This window comes from Methylobacterium tarhaniae (genome assembly GCF_001043955.1).
GTDB classification, from domain to species: domain Bacteria; phylum Pseudomonadota; class Alphaproteobacteria; order Rhizobiales; family Beijerinckiaceae; genus Methylobacterium; species Methylobacterium tarhaniae.
Genome location: NZ_LABZ01000052.1, coordinates 18,269 through 34,535, shown reverse-complemented (window position 1 = coordinate 34,535; position 16,267 = coordinate 18,269). Strand labels below are relative to the sequence as shown.

15 protein-coding genes and 1 riboswitch are annotated in these 16,267 nt (G+C 69.7%); of the genes, 5 read left to right on the top strand and 10 right to left on the bottom strand.

From position 1 onward, the window contains the following. From VQ03_RS08520 to VQ03_RS08490, 8 genes are all read right to left on the bottom strand, one after another. Positions 1-582: sulfite exporter TauE/SafE family protein (locus VQ03_RS08520; protein ID WP_053078459.1), on the bottom strand; the 582-nt coding region annotated here is incomplete at its 3' end. A 13-nt stretch (positions 583-595) separates the two neighbouring features. Then, positions 596-802: a hypothetical protein gene (locus VQ03_RS08515; protein WP_157064024.1), complete on the bottom strand. Its 207-nt coding sequence runs from the start codon at positions 800-802 to the stop codon at positions 596-598. Positions 803-911: 109 nt separating this feature from the next. Next, positions 912-1,316: an ACT domain-containing protein gene (locus VQ03_RS08510; protein WP_048450450.1), complete on the bottom strand. Its 405-nt coding sequence runs from the start codon at positions 1,314-1,316 to the stop codon at positions 912-914. Then, positions 1,313-1,750, bottom strand: a complete 438-nt coding sequence (locus VQ03_RS08505; RefSeq protein ID WP_048450449.1) for an acyl-CoA thioesterase — start codon at positions 1,748-1,750, stop codon at positions 1,313-1,315. The genes VQ03_RS08510 and VQ03_RS08505 overlap by 4 nt, the downstream gene beginning before the upstream one ends. A gap of 75 nt (positions 1,751-1,825) precedes the next feature. Continuing rightward, complete coding sequence (locus tag VQ03_RS32865) at positions 1,826-2,071, bottom strand: hypothetical protein (protein WP_157064023.1); 246 nt, start codon at positions 2,069-2,071, stop codon at positions 1,826-1,828. An 11-nt stretch (positions 2,072-2,082) separates the two neighbouring features. After that, positions 2,083-3,174, bottom strand: a complete 1,092-nt coding sequence (locus tag VQ03_RS08500; RefSeq protein WP_157064022.1) for a hypothetical protein — start codon at positions 3,172-3,174, stop codon at positions 2,083-2,085. 324 nt (positions 3,175-3,498) lie between these two features. Continuing rightward, on the bottom strand, positions 3,499-4,326 hold the full coding sequence (locus VQ03_RS08495; protein WP_048450448.1) for an aldo/keto reductase: 828 nt from the start codon (positions 4,324-4,326) through the stop codon (positions 3,499-3,501). A gap of 115 nt (positions 4,327-4,441) precedes the next feature. Next, positions 4,442-5,656, bottom strand: a complete 1,215-nt coding sequence (locus VQ03_RS08490) for an ABC transporter substrate-binding protein (protein WP_048450447.1) — start codon at positions 5,654-5,656, stop codon at positions 4,442-4,444. 234 nt (positions 5,657-5,890) lie between these two features. Next, positions 5,891-6,094, top strand: a riboswitch (cobalamin riboswitch). 253 nt (positions 6,095-6,347) lie between these two features. Between VQ03_RS08490 and VQ03_RS08485 the strand changes: the two genes are divergently transcribed. The 3 genes from VQ03_RS08485 (at position 6,348) to VQ03_RS08475 (ending at position 12,826) form a co-directional block, all read left to right on the top strand. Further along, a complete protein-coding gene (locus VQ03_RS08485; RefSeq protein WP_048450446.1) occupies positions 6,348-8,486 on the top strand; it encodes a TonB-dependent receptor in 2,139 nt (712 codons plus the stop codon). Then, on the top strand, positions 8,486-9,910 hold the full coding sequence (locus tag VQ03_RS08480) for a peptidase (protein WP_048450445.1): 1,425 nt from the start codon (positions 8,486-8,488) through the stop codon (positions 9,908-9,910). The genes VQ03_RS08485 and VQ03_RS08480 overlap by 1 nt, the downstream gene beginning before the upstream one ends. Positions 9,911-10,537: 627 nt before the next feature. Then, positions 10,538-12,826 (top strand): putative bifunctional diguanylate cyclase/phosphodiesterase, encoded by a 2,289-nt coding sequence (locus VQ03_RS08475; RefSeq protein ID WP_048450444.1) that lies wholly within the window; start codon positions 10,538-10,540, stop codon positions 12,824-12,826. A 144-nt stretch (positions 12,827-12,970) separates the two neighbouring features. Here the strand turns inward: VQ03_RS08475 and VQ03_RS08470 are convergent, their stop codons facing one another. After that, positions 12,971-13,732, bottom strand: coding sequence for a class I SAM-dependent methyltransferase (locus tag VQ03_RS08470; RefSeq protein ID WP_048450443.1), 762 nt, complete (start codon positions 13,730-13,732; stop codon positions 12,971-12,973). Between the two features lie 73 nt (positions 13,733-13,805). Between VQ03_RS08470 and VQ03_RS08465 the strand changes: the two genes are divergently transcribed. Together VQ03_RS08465 and VQ03_RS08460 are read left to right on the top strand one after the other, a co-directional pair. Further along, positions 13,806-14,714: a helix-turn-helix transcriptional regulator gene (locus VQ03_RS08465; protein WP_083467858.1), complete on the top strand. Its 909-nt coding sequence runs from the start codon at positions 13,806-13,808 to the stop codon at positions 14,712-14,714. Continuing rightward, positions 14,711-14,983: a heme NO-binding domain-containing protein gene (locus VQ03_RS08460; RefSeq protein ID WP_053078457.1), complete on the top strand. Its 273-nt coding sequence runs from the start codon at positions 14,711-14,713 to the stop codon at positions 14,981-14,983. The genes VQ03_RS08465 and VQ03_RS08460 overlap by 4 nt, the downstream gene beginning before the upstream one ends. A gap of 217 nt (positions 14,984-15,200) precedes the next feature. On the opposite strand, the gene VQ03_RS08455 is transcribed toward VQ03_RS08460, so the two are convergent. Continuing rightward, positions 15,201-16,250, bottom strand: a complete 1,050-nt coding sequence (locus VQ03_RS08455; protein WP_053078456.1) for a DMT family transporter — start codon at positions 16,248-16,250, stop codon at positions 15,201-15,203. Between the last annotated feature and the right edge of the window lie 17 nt (positions 16,251-16,267).

Here is a 16,267-nt window from a genome sequence, read left to right as displayed (position 1 = left end):
GGCGAGGCCGGCGGCGAGCGCCACGGTGGAGACCGTGAAGGACAGGCCGAGGGCCTGGATCAGCTGGTCCCGGTCGAGGCCGAGCGCCTGGAGGTAGGGCACCGCCGGGATCACGAAGACCCCGGTCGCCCCGGTGACGAGACCGGTGAGGAGGCCGACCAGGGGTGACAGCCAGGGCTCGGCGCGGGCCGGCACCCGCAAGGAAAGGCCGGCAAGGCCGATTCCCGCATAGGCCACCAGCGCGATGCCGAGCGCGCTCGCCGGGCCCGGCCCCTTCGCGCCCGCGATCAGCCCGGCGCTCGCCACGGTGCCGGCGGCGATGGCCACCATCATCGGCCAGAGCCGCAGCACGAGGGCCCCGAAGCGCGGCCCGACGAGGAGCTGCCAGATATTGGTGACGAAGGACGGCACGATCAGCAGGGCCGCGGCCTGAGCCGGGCTCATCACGGTGGCGAGAAGCCCCACCGCCACGGTCGGCAGGCCCAACCCGACCACGCCCTTGACGAAGCCGGCGACGAGGAAGGTGGCGAGGATCACCGCCCAGCCGAGCGGGCCGGCGGCGCCGGACAAGAGGTCGGTCACGGACGGGGCTTCCTCAGTCGCGGCCGATCATGTCGCGCAGCATCGTCTCCGGGCTCGGCAGCGGACGGGCGGGCGCCTCGTCCCGCGTGACGAGCGGTGAGACCGACGCATCGACCGGGTGCCCCTCGAGGACGAGGCCGGCGACCAGGATCGCGAGGGCGAGGGCGATGAGCCCGAGCGGACCCGGTCCCCCGGGATTGAGCGGGATGCGCGGCGGCATGGCGACGTCCTCCGGTTGCGAGACCTGCAGCTTGGGCGGCCGCGGAGGGAGCAACAAGCCGTAAGGGACGAATGGTGCCTTCGTGGCGGGTGGAGGCCGCGCGGCGACGTCAGGAGGCGGCGCGGTCGGCGAGGTCCCGCAGCACATCCATCGCCTCCTCGGCCCGCGTCTCCGGCACGAAGAGGTGGTCGTGGTGGAAGGCCGAGACGGCGTTGACGGCGATGCCCCGTTCCGCGAGGCGCGCCGTCACGGCGGCGAGGAAGCCGACCGCGCCGAGCGAGGAATGGATGGCGAGGGTGATCCAGCGGCACGGGAACGTGCCGGACAGGCCGGCCCGCGCGGCGTGCGCCCGGGTGAGGATCAGGGTCGTCCCCTCAGCCTCGCGGAAGCTCAGCACCGGGGTGAGATCCGCCGCCATCGCCCCGTCGCTCGCGGTGGCGAAGACGTAGGTGCCGGGGCGGAGCTCCGGCCGCATCCCGGCGAGGAGCCGGGTCAGGTCGGTCTCGCCGTTCATACGGCGAGCGGCTCCAGTACCCGCCGCAAGTCGTCCGGCAGGGGCACCGGGCGCTGCGTCGCCCGGTCGACATAGACGTGGACGAAATGCCCTTGCGCCGCGGCCGCCTCGTCGTCGTTGCGAAACAGCCCGACCTCGTAGCGCACGCTCGACGTGCCGCGATGCGCGACCCGGATCCCGGCGGTGACCCGATCGGGAAAGGCCATCGAGCGGAAGTAGCGGCACCCGGTCTCGACCACGAGGCCGATCACCGGGCTCTGCGCGATGTCGAGGGCGCCCTCCGCGATCAGCACGCTGTTCACCGCCGTGTCGAAGAAGGCGTAATAGACGACGTTGTTCACGTGGCCGTAGACGTCGTTGTCGGCCCAGCGGGTGGTGATCGGCACGAAGCGCCGGTAGGCGGCGCGGGTCTCGGGGGGCGTGCGTAGGGTCATGAGGACTCGGTGGCGCTTACAGGCCGCGAACTTCACCACTCCTTCGCCGCCGTGTCGAGCGACCGCTCACCCGCACTAATGGGCACTCGTGCGGCCCGTGACCCGAACCTCGACGGGATAGTCGCCATAATGGTCGGGCAAGGCCTGTGCGGCCGTCGGCGTTTCCGCGAAGACCGTCACCGCCCAGTCGTCGCCGGTATGGTTGAGCCCGAGGCCGACCGCCAAGTCATTTCGCCCGGCAGCGTATTCTGCTGCGAACGCATCCTTCGCCGCTTGCGCCGCAGGCTTCGACGCCAAGAGCTTCTCTCTGCGGTCGACCATGGTTCTCTCCATTACCCGCCAGTATGAATTTCCAGATTGAGGGCGTCCAGGACCACCTCGATCGGGTTCGCGTAGGTCAAGCCGTATCCGGTCGTGCCACCTCGCTCCGTCCCGGCAAACAGCAGCGCGGCCGGCGATCCGTCCCGGGTCCAGATCAAGGCGCCGCTGTCGCCGCCTTCGGAGAAATGGCCATCGGAGCGCTCGATCGAAATCTGACCATCAAAGCGTGCGAGGCGCTGACCGGTTCCAGCCCCCATCGCCACGACGACGTTGTCGACGTTGACCGCTACGACACGGCCCGCCGTATGTCCCGTGGTGCGCCCGATCTTCCACACTTCATCATCGGGCAGCAATTGGACGGGACGGGACTTGACCGGCCATTGCTCGGCCGTCTGTGGGGAATGAGCCCAGCTGCTGTCATGCTTGATGCCGCCCATCAAGACGGCGAACGCGCAGTCCACGAGATTGCGCGAATTGACTGCAAAATCAATCCGCTCAAAGCTGAACAAAGTCGCCACACGGCTGTCGGGATCTTGTCGCCGCCCTCCGTCCCTGCGTCCGGGCTGCAGAATGACGTCGCCCAAACTGGCCTTGTTCGTATCCGCCAGGATATGGTTGTTCGACAGGATGCCGATACCGCCCCCATCCTGGTGCATGCAGAAGCAACCGATCGACCCAGCCGTGACACGATAATGACCGATGGAACTTCCGATGCGGAGCGGCCGATGCCGTCCCGGATTGAGCGCCCTGCGGCTCACCGGTCCCGTGTAGATGACGCGCGCCTCACCCCGGGCGCGAAGCTGGGCCTCCTGGACGAGGGGATGATGCAGCAACTCCGCGCGCTGCACGAAAATGCCGAGCTTGAAGCCATCCGGGTTCCGGTTGTGTCCCTCCGGCGGCAGAACTCCGAGAGAGATCAAATCCCGCGCGTCGTACCGCCGACGCTTTCGCCCATCAACGACGTTGCGAAATGCCGCAGTTTCTGGCCTGGGCGCAAATAGAGGAACCTCCATTCCAGCACTCGCCGCAACTGGAATCGCCTGAAAACCGAAAACATCTTCGAATATATCCGCTTTGGCGTTCTGAACGCTATCGAACTGCATGTGACGGCACCCCTAGGCACGGCCGCGCACAAAATCACAGCTCATTCAATAAAGATAGATCTAAATTAAAAAAATGTAAACATTGTCGAATCATCGATTTGGAAATCAATATTCCATATTTGGGAAAATCCACTTCACGATTAGATAATTTTTTGCATATGACGAATGCCAGCCATGCCATCTCCGATCTGCCGCATCCATGCTGCGAGCATGGATCACGCCACACCCTGGCAATCCGTATTGTCCGTGTGCCGCCGTCGGCGACACGGCTGCCGGACACCATGTCCCGGATGGCCTGCCCCCCGCGGAACCACCCGACCGGCCTCACCCGCCGAACGTTTCCGGATCCGGCCCCATCCGCCCCGCCGGATCGTCGAGGGCGGCGATGCGGGCGAGGTCGTCGGCGTCGAGGGTGAAGCCTCCGACCTCCCGGTTCTCGCGGATGCGGGCCGGCGTCGCCGATTTCGGGATCGCGACGTTGCCGATGTCCAGGTGCCAGCGCAGGACGACCTGGGCCGGGCTGCGGCCGTGCTTTGCGGCGACGGCCTGGATCACCGGATCGTCGAGCACGCCGCCGCGGCCGAGCGGCGCCCAGGCCTCGGTGACGATGCCGGCCTCGGCGTGGAAGGCGCGCAACGCGCCCTGCTGGAAGCGCGGGTGCAGCTCGACCTGGTTGACCGAGGGCGTCGAGCCGGTGGCGTCGATCACGCGCTTGAGGTGCTCGACCGTGAAGTTCGAGACGCCGATCGAGCGGGCGCGGCCATCCTCGCGCAGGCGCATCAGGGCCCGCCAGGTGTCCAGGTAGGCGCCGCGCTGCGGCACCGGCCAGTGGACGAGGTAGAGATCGACGTGGTCGAGGCCGAGCCGGGCGAGCGAGTCCTCGCAGGCCCGCAGGGTCTCGTCGTAGCCGTGGCGGTCGTTCCAGACCTTGGTGGCGACGACGATCTCCTCGCGCGGCACCCCGGAGGCCGCGATGGCCCGGCCGACCCCGGCCTCGTTGCCGTACATCGCCGCGGTGTCGATCAGGCGGTAGCCGGCCTCGAGGGCGGCCCCGACCACCGCCGGGGCCTCCTCGTTGTCGAGCCGCCACACACCGAAGCCGAGCTGGGGGATGCGCTTCCCGTCGTTCAGGGTCAGGACGGCGTCGGACATGGCGGAACCTCTCGGGTGACGACACCCGATCTGGGGCAAGTCCCACCGAAGTCGAGCGCCCACCGAAGTCGAGCGCCCGCCGGTGGCGAGCGCCCGCCGAATGCGGGCGTCCGGCCTACTTCACCAGCGGGCAGCCGCCCTCGGCCATCGGCCGGAAGGCCTGGTCGCCCGGCACCGTGTCGAGGAGCTTGTAGTAGTCGTACGGGCCCTTGCTGTCGGCCGGCGCCTTCACCTCGAACAGGAACAGGTCGTGCACCGCGCGGCCGTCCTGGCGCACCGTCACGGGGCCGAACAGCGGATCGTTGATCGGCTTCTCGCGCATCGCCGCCACGACCTTCTCGCCCTCGATCGTGCCGGTGTCGCGCACCGCCCGCAGGTAGGCCAGGGTGGAGGAGTAGACGCCGGCATGGTTCTCGGTCGGCATGCGGCCGTTCATCCTCTCGCCGAAGCGCTTGGCGAAGGCACGGGTGCCGTCGGTGCGGTCCCAGTAGAAGGCGCTGGCGAGCTGGAGCCCCTGCGCCGCCTTGAGGCCGAGCGCATGGATGTCCGAGAGCTGCACGAACAGGGCGGCGAGCCGCATCTCGGGCATCACCCCGAACTCCGCCGCCTGCTTGACGGCGTTGATCATGTCGGCGCCCGTATCGGCGAGCGCCAGCACCTGGGCGCCCGAGCCCTGCGCCGAGAGCAGCGGCGAGGCGAAGTCGCCGGCATTGAGCGGATGCTTGCTCGACCCCTTCACGGTGCCGCCGGCAGCCTTGAGCGCCACGGTGGCGTCGCGCTCCAGCGCGTGGCCCAGCGCGTAGTCGACGGTGACGAAGTACCAGGACTTGAGGCCGCGGCCGGCGATGGCCCGCGCGGTGGCCGAGCCCTGCGCCCAGGTATCCGAGACCCATTGCACGGTGGTCGGCGCGCAGGCCTTGCCGGTGAGGTCGGAGGTGAGCGCGCTCGACGCCAGGGCCACCCGGTGGCGCTCGCGCATCAGGTTGGAGACCGCCAGAGCCACGGCGGAGTTCGGCAGGTCGACGATGGTCGAGACGCCCTCCTGGTCGAGCCAGCGGCGGGCGGTGGCCAGCCCGATATCGGGCTTGTTCTGGTGGTCGGCCGAGACGACCTCGACCTTCAGCTCGCCGGCCTCCTTGGCGAAGTCCTCGACGGCGAGCTGGGCGGCCGTCACCGAGCCGGTCCCGGCCTGGTCGGCGAAGGGCCCGCTCATGTCGCTCAGCACCCCGATCTTGATCGGCGCCTTGGCGTCCTGCGCGAGGGCGGAAGTGCCCAGGGCCAGCGACAGGGCGAGGCCGGCGGCGCCGGCAACCCGTGAGCGGAACGACATCGGGGAACCTCCCAGGCAGCTTTTGTCAGATCTTGTTCGCGGCCCAGGCGGGCCGTCTCGCGGCCCTGTATGTCAGGGGTGCGGGGCGGCGTCGATGCGGATCGCGCGGCCTGGTCGAGAAAGCTGGGGGGCCGCGACCTCGCGAAAACCCTCTCCCCTCTGCCGGGAAGGGCTCATCCGCGAGAGACGGACGGGCAACCATGCTCGCCACCATTGCTCCCTCGTAACCGAACCGCTAAGCTCCCTTCCGACGGTTCCCTCCGGGGATCAAAAGGGAACGCGGTGAGGGCGAGAGCCCGATGCCGCGGCTGCCCCCGCAACTGTAAGCGGCGAGCCTTCCATCACCTTACGTCACTGGGGATCCCGAAAGGTCCCTGGGAAGACGATGGCAGGCGCTGACCCGTGAGCCAGGAGACCTGCCGTCAGCCGTGGTCACACGCGAGCACGTCGGGCGGGGTGTCCTGATGGGTGTCGAGGCGGATGCGAGAGGCATTCGTCCCGCTGTCGTTCGCGGTGACGTGCCACAGCCTCGCGCCGTCCCGCCATGTCCGCCGCCCTCCTCCGATCCGCCGCCCGTTTGCGCCCAGCGCATCCCGCGCCGCGACCCGGAGGAGACAGATGTAACTTTATAACATTACATTTGTGGCTGAGTCGGGTACGGACGGTGCGAAAACCTGCTCCGGAACCCGTCATGCCCGCGCTCCGCGCCCGTCGATCTGCCACCTTCGCCGCCACGCTCGCCGCGCCGCTTCTGGCCGCCGCACCCGCCTCCGCCGAGGAGATCGGCCTCGACCTCATCGACGTCGCGGGCAGCCGCGGCCGGGGGGAGGCCGCCCCCGGCCTCAATCTCGCGACGCCGTCGCGCTCAGGGTCCCGCCTCGGCCTCACCCCGCTCGAAACCCCGGCGAGCCTCGACATCATCAGCGGCGAGACCATCCGGGCCCGGGGCCAGAACACCCTCGAGGAGGCGGTGACCCAGAACGCCGTCGGCATCACCAGCGTCGCGCAGCCCGGCAACGGCAACCATTCCTTCGCCAGCCGGGGCTTCGTCGGACCGAGCTCGGTGCAGCAGCTCTATGACGGGACCCGGCTCTATGTCGGGGTCGGCACCGTCACCTTCCCGTTCGACACCTGGTCGGCGGAGCGGATCGAGGTGCTGCGCGGCCCGGCCTCGGTGCTCTACGGCGAGGGCGCGATCGGCGGCATCATCAACGTGGTGCCGAAGAAGCCGGTCTTCTCGGCCCTCGGCGAGGCCCGGGCGGCGATCGGCTCCGACGGTATCGCGCGGCTGGCCCTCGATACCGGCGGACCGGTCGGCGAGGACCTGGCCTACCGGTTCAACCTCAGCGGCAACCGGGCCGATGGCTGGGTGAAGCCCGACGGCGATTTTCGCAACGTCGCCCTCTCGGCGGCGGTGACGTGGCGGGCGGCGCCCGACCTGAGCGTCACCCTCTCGCACGATCTCGGCTACAACGAGCCGACCCGCTACTGGGGCTCGCCGCTCGTCGGCAACCGGGTGCCCGAACGCTTACGCTTCACCAACTACAACATCCGGGATTCGCAGATCGCCTGGTTCGACAACTGGACGCAGCTGCGCGCCGAGTGGAACCCGAGCCCCGACATCACGTTGCGCAACACCGCCTATCGCCTCTCGACCGAGCGGCACTGGCGCGACGTCGAGCAATACACCTACCAGCCGGCGACCGGGCTGATCCGGCGCAGCGACTACATCGAGATTTTCCACCACGAGGAGCAGATCGGCAACCGCCTCGACGCCACGTTCCGGGGCAGCCTGTTCGGCTTCAAGACGTCGACGGTTCTGGGCTTCGACGTCAACCACATCGCCTTCCGGCGCGACAGCAACGCGCCGTTCGGGGGCGAGAGCTTCGTCGATCCGTACAATTTCGCGCAAGGCGGCTTCATCAATCTCACGGGCACCCGCACCGACATCGTCTCGCGCACCCGCCAGGCCTCGGTCTTCGCCGAGAACCGGCTGGAACTGACGCCTCAGCTCGCCCTGGTGACGGGCCTTCGCTACGACGTGCCGCGGGTGGCGGTGAGCCGCCCGCTGACGGCGTCCGGGTTCGAGAAGACCTTCGACTCGGTGAGCACCCGCGTCGGCGCCGTCTATACCCCGACGCCCGACCTCGCCCTCTACGCGCAAGTCGCCACCGCCGCCGACCCCCTCGGCAGCCTCATCACCACCAGCGCGGCGCAATCCCAGTTCCCGCTCACCACCGGCGAGCAGATCGAGGCCGGTGCCAAGGGCCTGTTCGACAACGGGCGCGGCGAGTGGACCTTCGCGGCCTACCACATCCGCAAGGACAACCTCCTGACCCCGATTCCCGGGCGGCCGACGGAGGTCGCCGCGGTCGGCCGCCAGTCCTCCCGCGGCGTCGAGGTCGCCTTCGCCTATCAGCTGTCGGATGCGTGGCGCATCGAGGCCAACACCGCCCTGCTGCGGGCCCGCTACGACAATTTCGCGCAGACGGTCGACGGCGCGGCGGTGTCCTTCGCGGGCAACGTCCCGGTCGACGTGCCCCAGCGCGTCACCAATGTCTGGCTAGCCTACGCCTTCGCCCCGGGCTGGGTGGCGCGGCTCGGCGTCAACGATGTCGGGCCGGTCTTCAGCGACTTCGCCAACACGTTTCGCCGACCGAGCTACACGCTGCTGAACGCCACCCTGGACTGGCAGGTGACGCCGACCTCGCGCCTGTCGCTGCGCGGCTACAACCTCACCGACCGGCTCTACGCGGTCGAGGGCAACAGCAATTCCTGGCTGCTCGGCCGGCCGCGCTCGGTCGAGCTCGCCTACCACGTCACCTTCTGATGGCGAGGTGGGGAAAAAGCCTGAAGCGGTGGCTGCATCTCGGCCACCGCTGGCTCGGCATCGGCACCGGGCTGCTCTTCGTCGCCTGGTTCGCCTCCGGGCTGGTGATGCTGGTCGTCGGCTTTCCGTCCCTCACCGAGGCGGAGCGGCGCGCGGCCTCAGCCCCGCTCGACCTCGAATCCGTGCGGGTGACGCCGCAGGAGGCGCTGGAGCGGGCGGGCGCGGCGCGCTTTCCCGCCCGCCTCACCCTGGCGATGCGGGGTGCGGAGCCCGCCTACTGGATCACCGGCCTCGACGGGCGGCGGCAGGCACTCTCGGCGGCGACCGGCGATGCCGTCCCGGTCCTGACGGCGGAGGGCGCCGTGGCCCTCGCCGCCACCCATCCGGCCGCCCACCGCGTGACCGATCTCGGCACGGTGACCCGCGACCAGTGGACCGTGACGGCACGCTACGACCCGCTGCGGCCGTTCCGGCGCGTGGCGCTGGGTGACGCGGCCGGGACCGAGCTCTACCTGTCGGCGGCGACGGGCGAGGTCGCCCTGGACACCACCCGGACCGAGCGGGTGTGGAACTGGGTCGGCGCCGTGACCCACTGGATCTATCTCACCCCGCTCCGGGCGCGGCCGGGGCTGTGGCAGGACGTGGTGCTGTGGGTCTCCGGCATCGCGCTGGCGGCAGGCGTGAGCGGCTACCTCCTCGGCTTCGTCCGGCTGATGCGCGACCGGCTCACGCCCTATCGCGGCTGGGCCGCCTGGCACCACCTCGCCGGGGTGGCGGGCGGCCTCGTCGTCGTCACCTTCGTGCTCAGCGGCTGGCTGTCGATGAACCCCCGCGGCTGGTTCGGCCCGCGTTCGCCCGACGCCGCCATGCGGGCGGCCTATGCGGGGCAGGCGGCGCCGGTCTTCCCCGCGGGCCCCGGCGACCTCGCGCGGGCGCCGGCCGGCAGCGTCGCGCTCGATTTCACCTGGATCGGCGGGCGGCCCCTCGTGGTCGCGACCGGCCGCGAGGGTGCAGCCCCGTGCTGCGGCACCGCCCTGGCTCCCGACACCCTCGTGGCGGCCGCCGGCGCGATGCTGCCGGGGGCGGCGCTCCGGTCGGCGACCCGCCTCGAAGCGCCGGATGCCTACTGGTACGACCGTCACGGCGCCCCGCGCCTGCCGGTCCTGCGCCTCGCCTTCGACGACCCGGCGGCGACCTGGTTCCATCTCGATCCCGAGACCGGCGCGATCCTGGGGCGGACCGACCGCAGCGGGCGGGCGAACCGCTGGCTGTTCGATGCCCTCCATACCCTCGATGCCGGGCCGCTGGCGCAGCACCCGGCCTTGCGGCTGACCGCGATCGGTGCCCTCAGCGCCCTCGGCCTGATCGTCTCGACGAGCGGTGTTGTCCTCGGCTGGCGCCGGTTACGCCGTCGCCGCGCCTGAGCACGACAGCATTCCCGCCGCGTCCCCGTCCGAAAACGGGCAACGGAGCCCGGCACGACCGCAACTCGGCTGACGCGCCGCAGACCGATACCATCCTTGGCCGCACGCTTCATGCCCGGCTTGTTGGCAAGTCGATCGAATACGCCGGCTCTTCTCGTCGATCCGTCTGCGAAGACAGAGGAAGGACGGAGCCCGGCGGGATGGCGGTCGAACCGGCTGCCGCAACAGGTTCATTGATCAAATCGAGCATGATCGACTAGCTTGACGGGGCGAATCCTAGACCTAACAACCCGGGCCGGCCTGGGATCGACCCCGGATCCCTGATGACGCGACCTCAGTTGTTACTACCATCGGTTGCGTTCTGGCGTATCGACTTTCGTCGGCTTCAATGGCCGGAGGATTTGACGCCCGGGTGGCCGCCTCATGGCTCGCCGGGCGCGTTCTCGACCATACTATACAGCCAAACAACGGCTCGATCGACCAAGCAACCTGCCAGTCGAGACGCCGGCACGCAAAGCTATACCATTGTGGCCGCAAGCGAAAATATCAGAATGGGGCATCCGGATTCAGATACCGATAACTTTCACGGCGCATACTCTGATGACCGCAGCCGCTGGACGAGCCGGGATGGCCCTGTACCTCAAGCAGTTTCCGAGATTTCTGGCAGAGCGCCGTGGGCCGGTGATCCTCGGCCTGATCGTCGTGGCGCTCCTCTGGAGCGGCGTCGCGGTCAAGCACCAGAGCGACATGCGTGACGCCCTGCAGGACTCGGAGCGCACCACGCACAATTTCGCGATGGTCTTCGAGGAGAACGTCCTGCGCTCGATCGGCGAGATCGACAAGTCGCTGCTCTACATGCGGCGCAGCATCCAGAACCGCAGCGGCAAGGAGGATTACGGCACGATCGTCAACACGACCGATCTCCTGAGCGAGATCATCGTGCAGGTGGCGATCATCGGTCCGGACGGCGTGATGCGGGCGACCAATGCCGGACCGCAGCCGCCGCCGGCGACCGACCTCAGCGACCGCGACCACTTTCGCGTCCATGTCGAGAGCCCCGAGGACAACCTCTACATCAGCCGGCCGGTGATCGGACGGGCGAGCGGCCGGGTCTCGGTCCAGTTCAGCCGCCGCTTCCTCGGGCCGGACGGACGCTTCGGCGGCGTGGTGGTGGCCTCGCTCAACCCGAGCCACCTGACCCAGTTCTACGACAAGATCGATCTCGGCAGCCCGGCCTCGATCTCGCTCATCGGCAGCGACGGGGTGGTGCGCTCCAGCGGCGGCGCCGGCGGCGGCTTCGGAGTCGGCGCCGACCTCTCCCGGACCGAGACCTACCAGAAGATCCGCTCCGGCCGGTCCGGCACCTTCACCCTCGAGATGCCGGACGGGGCCGAGGCCCGGCTGGTGACGATCCGCAAGGTGCGCGAGCATCCGCTCTGGGTGAGCGTCAGCGTGCCCGAGGCCGAGATCTACAAGGATTCCCGCGCGACCCTGCGGATGGACGCGATGGCGGCGGCGCTGATGACGCTCCTCGTCGGGATCGCGGTGGAGAAGCTCCTGCGCATCGAGGCCAAGCGCTCCGAGGCCGAGGTCCGGGTCGCGCGCCTGGCCTCCCTCGACCCCCTGACCGACCTGCCGAACCGCCGGGTGTTCCGCGCCTCCCTGGAGGCGGTGGCGGAGACGGCGCGGGCGGCGCCGGACGCCACCTACGCGGTGATGTTCCTCGACCTCGACCGGTTCAAGCTCGTCAACGACACCCTCGGCCACAAGGTCGGCGATCACCTGCTGCAGGCGGTCGGCGACCGCCTCGCCGCCGTGCTCGCGCCCGGCCAGTTGCTGGCGCGCCTGGGCGGCGACGAGTTCGCGCTGCTGGTGCCGGGCGCCGGCGACCGACAGGCCATCGAGGCCCTGGCGCACCGCATCGCCGAGGCGGTCCTGCCGCCCTTCGAGATCGGCAGCCACCAGATCCGCTCCAGCGTCAGCATCGGCATCGCGGTCGGGCCCGCGGATGGCAGCGATGCGGACGACCTCCTGATCGCCGCCGATCTCGCGCTCTACGCCGTCAAGGCGGGCAAGCGCGGCACGTTCCGGTTCTACGACCGGCAGATGAGCGAGGGGCTGGAGGAGCGGCGCCAGATCGAGAGCGACCTGCGCCGGGCGATCGAGCGCGGGGAGCTGGAGCTGCATTACCAGCCCTCGGTCATCCTCAAGACCGGCGAGATCGCCGGGTTCGAGGCCCTGGCGCGGTGGCGCCACCCGGAGCGGGGCAGCGTGCCGCCCTCGTTGTTCATCTCGATCGCCGAGGAATGCGGCCTGATCCACGCCATCGGCGAGTGGTCCCTGACCGAGGCCTGCCGCCAGGCCGCGACCTGGCCCGAGCGGCTGAAGATCGCCGTGAACCTGTCGCCGGTGCAGTTCACCGGCCCCGACCTCGTCGGGATGGTGCGCGGCGTCCTGGCCCGGACCGGCCTGCCGGCCCACCGCCTCGAGCTCGAGATCACCGAGCAGATGCTGCTCGACAGCGGCGAGGCGACGCTGACCATCCTGCGCGACCTGAAGGCCCTGGGCCTGCACGTGGCGATGGACGATTTCGGTACCGGCTACTCCTCCCTCAACTACCTGAGGAGCTTCCCGTTCGACCGGATCAAGGTCGACCGCAGCTTCGTCACCGGTCTCGGCGCCGGGGCGCAGAACGCCGCGATCGTCCGCGCCGTCATCGACATCGCCCGGGTGCTCGGCATGCGCACCACCGCCGAGGGCATCGAGACCGCCGACCAGCAGCGCGTCCTGGCGCTCCTCGGCTGCGACGAGGTCCAGGGCTACCTGTTCAGCCGCCCGGTTCCGGCCGGGGAGGCACGGGCCCTCATCGATCGCTGGTGCGCCGAGAACCAGAAGGCCAAGACCTTGGCGGCTTGATCCCCGGCGGCTCGATCCCTGGCGGCGTGGGACGCGGGCCGCCGCATCGGTCCGCGTCGCGGGACCGTCGCCGGATCTCTCTCCCGTGCGAGACCGGCACCGAAGCGGGAGAGAGGCTCGGCGGTCGGGCGGGACATCGCCGACCTAAGAGGCGACCGTCATGAGGGTCGCTGCATCCAGGTCGAAGCTCCCGTCCGGTCCGACGGCGAAGGACTCCCTGACGACGGCAGGGGCTCGCTCCTGCAACGAGCGGATCGCATCCGCGTGGGATGCGGGCGTCCGTGTCCGGGCCGTCCAGACGGAAAACTCCATCCGTAACCGCCGCATCGTGATGCCCTCGACGGCGAAGCCTGCGCGGGACAGGGCGGAGACCAGCTCGGCCGTACTGTAGTTGCGGACATGCGACGCGTCCCGCAGCAATTCGATGGCTTGCAGATGGCTGTCGAGAACGCGGTCGGCCGGCGCGACCGTGTCGATGAACACGCCCCGGCCCCCGGGCTTGAGGACGCGGCGCGCCTCCCGCAGCCCGGCTTCCAGATCCTGCCAGTGATGCGCGGTGAAGCGGCACAGGACGACGTCGAACGACGCGGCCGGGAAGGGCAGCTGTTCCGCAGCCGCCTGCCGGACGGCGATGTTGGAGAGGCCGCGCTCGGCCGCCGTGGCGGCGACGGCATCCAGCATGGCCTGAGTGATGTCGCACGCGATCACCTCGGCCACGTGGGGCGCCGCGCGGTAGCTGACATGGCCGCCGCCGCAGCCTAAGTCGAGCACCCGTGCGGTGCTCAGGCCGCGAACGGCCTCCTCCACCTGATCCAGGTCGCCACCGGCGCTGTGCACCGCGCTGGTGACATAGTCCGGAGCCCGGCCACCGTATTCCTGGGCGACGAAGGCGTGCTGCGTGGTCATGGTTGCGCTCCGCTGTGGGACAACCACCCTGAAACTGTCTTCATGCTGGTACAAGTTGGCAGGATATCCTGGTATGTCCAGCACCAGCATGTCCCTGCCGGTCGACCAGCGGCGTCTGCTCGGCGCCTTTCTCCGCACCCGCCGCGAGGCGCTGGCGCCCGCCTCCCTCGGGCATCCGCCGGGCGCGCCGGCCCGGCGACGCACGCCCGGCCTGCGGCGCGAGGAGGTGGCGCAGCTCAGCGGCCTCAGCACGACCTGGTACACCTGGGTCGAGCAGGGGCGGGACATCGCCCTGTCCGCGGCGGCTCTGGCCCGGCTGGCGGACGCACTCCGGCTGAACCCGGCGGAGCGCGCCTACCTGTTCGAGCTGACGCGGCGGCGCGACCCTGCCGCGCCCGCCGCCGCGACGGTGCCGGCCACCGCCCCACCCGAGTTGCTGGACGCCCTCGGCGCCCTGACGGCGCCGGCCTATCTCCTCGACCGTCTCTGGCGGGCGCGCGGCTGGAACGAGGCCGCGGGGCGCCTGTTCGCCCCCTGGTTCGACAGCGGAGAGCCGTGCCTGCTGCGGTTCGTGTTCCTTCACGAGGCGGCGCGCCGCTTCATCCAGGACTGGGAGGACCGCGCCCGCCGTCTGCTGGCCGAGTTCCGGGCCGATACCGGGCACAATCCGGACGATCCCGCGATGGACGACCTGATCCGCGACCTGCGCCGGAGCAGTGCCGAATTCGCGATGTTCTGGAACGACCATGCGGTGCTGGCCCGGGAAGGCGGCCTGCGGATGTTCGATCATCCCGACGACGGCAGAGTGTGCTTCGAACAGGTCACGCTCGTGCCCGCGACCCAGCCGGACCATAAGCTCGTCGTCCTGCTGCCGCGCTCGCACGACCTGGGCGCGGTCGACCTCGGGCTTGCCCGGGATCGCTGCAAGGAGCGGCGATCCCGCGTTCAGAACTCTGACGGTAGAATCAATCGCTTGGAGTGAGTTTCCATTCGTGGGAGCAGATTCTGGATGAGGCGAAGCTCGACGGGGTCCATACCTCGCTCGGAAACTATGACGATGCCGAGATGGCTGCCCTGGTCGAGGCCGCCAGTCGGCGCCTGAACCTGTCGAAGGCCGAGGTTCTTCAGTGGTTCGGCACGCGAGCCATGCCGCTGCTCAAAGAGCGATACGGGTCGCTCTTTGCTGGACATCCCGGATCGAGGAATTTCATCCGGAGCGTGAACAAGATGATCCACCCTGGGTGGCGATGAGTTCGTCGCACCGGTCGATGGCGCGTCGGAGATCGAGGCGGGCTCTCGTATCGCGGAGAGTTTGCTGACGTCACTGGTGACGCCCGCGATGGCGATCTGCTTTCGCCCGCTTCCCGTTCTCGTGTACGGGGCTCCCCGCGCACTGGACCCCCTGACGGTACTCACGGGATTCAGCCCGACCGCGGAACCCCGAGGTCGGGACGAGTGGCCTTCGCTCTCAAGCCCGCAAATCCCTGGACAGGATGAGGGTCTCGGGCCGGTGCAGGGGCATGGCGACCGGGCAGGCCAAGCGCCGGGGCGCGCTGTCCAGCGGGGGCGCGCTGTCGCGCCGGCGCGTCCGGGTCTCGGGCTGCCGCCGCGCCCAGGTCTCGTGCCAGAGGAGCAGGGCGCCGGCCGCGACCACGATCACGCCGCCGGTGACGAGGTGCAGGTTCGGGACCTCGCCGAAGGCGAGATAGCCGAGGCCCATGCCCCAGACCAGCATCAGGTAGTAGAAGGGCGACACCGCGGTGGCCGGCGCCGAGGAGAGCGCCCGGGTCCAGAGATACTGCGCGCCGACATTCGAGGCGCCGAGCAGCCCGAACAGGGCGGCGTCGGCCAGGCTCGGCCAGCGGAAGCCGAAGACCAGCAGCACGGAATGGGCCGCCGCCATCACGGCCATCTGCCAGATCAGCAGCGTGCCGGCCTTCTCGGTCTTGGCCATGCCCCGCACCGCCACCGTGACGGTGCCGTACATGACGGCGTTGCCCAGCGCGAACAGCGCCCCGACCTGCAGCGAATCGGCCCCCGGATTGGTCACCACCAGGACGCCGAGGAAGCCCACGATCAGCACGCCCCAGCGCACCGGGTCCGACGCCTCCTTGTGCCAGAGGATCGCCACCACGGCGGCGAAGAGCGGTGCCGAGAAGCCGATCGCCGTGACGCCGGCGAGCGGCATCAATCCGAGCGCCAGCACCGTCAGCGTCTGGGAGATCGCCTGCGACAGCCCGCGGGCGACATGGGCCCCGGGCCGCCGGGTCCGGAACACCCCGAGGCCCGTCGCCGGCAGCATGAAGGCGCAGACCAGCCCGAAGGCGATCGACGAGCGCAGGAACATCACCTCGCCGACCGGATAATGGGCGACGAGGTGTTTCGAGAACGCGTTCGACAGGGTCAGCAGCACTGTCGCGCCGATCATCAGCGCGATGCCGAGGGGGATGTTGTCGGCGGGGCGAGCGGCCTCCGCCGGCGGATGGCCGGCGGCCGGGGCGCGAGCGGCGCTCTGCATGGGGGTCTCCGACGCTG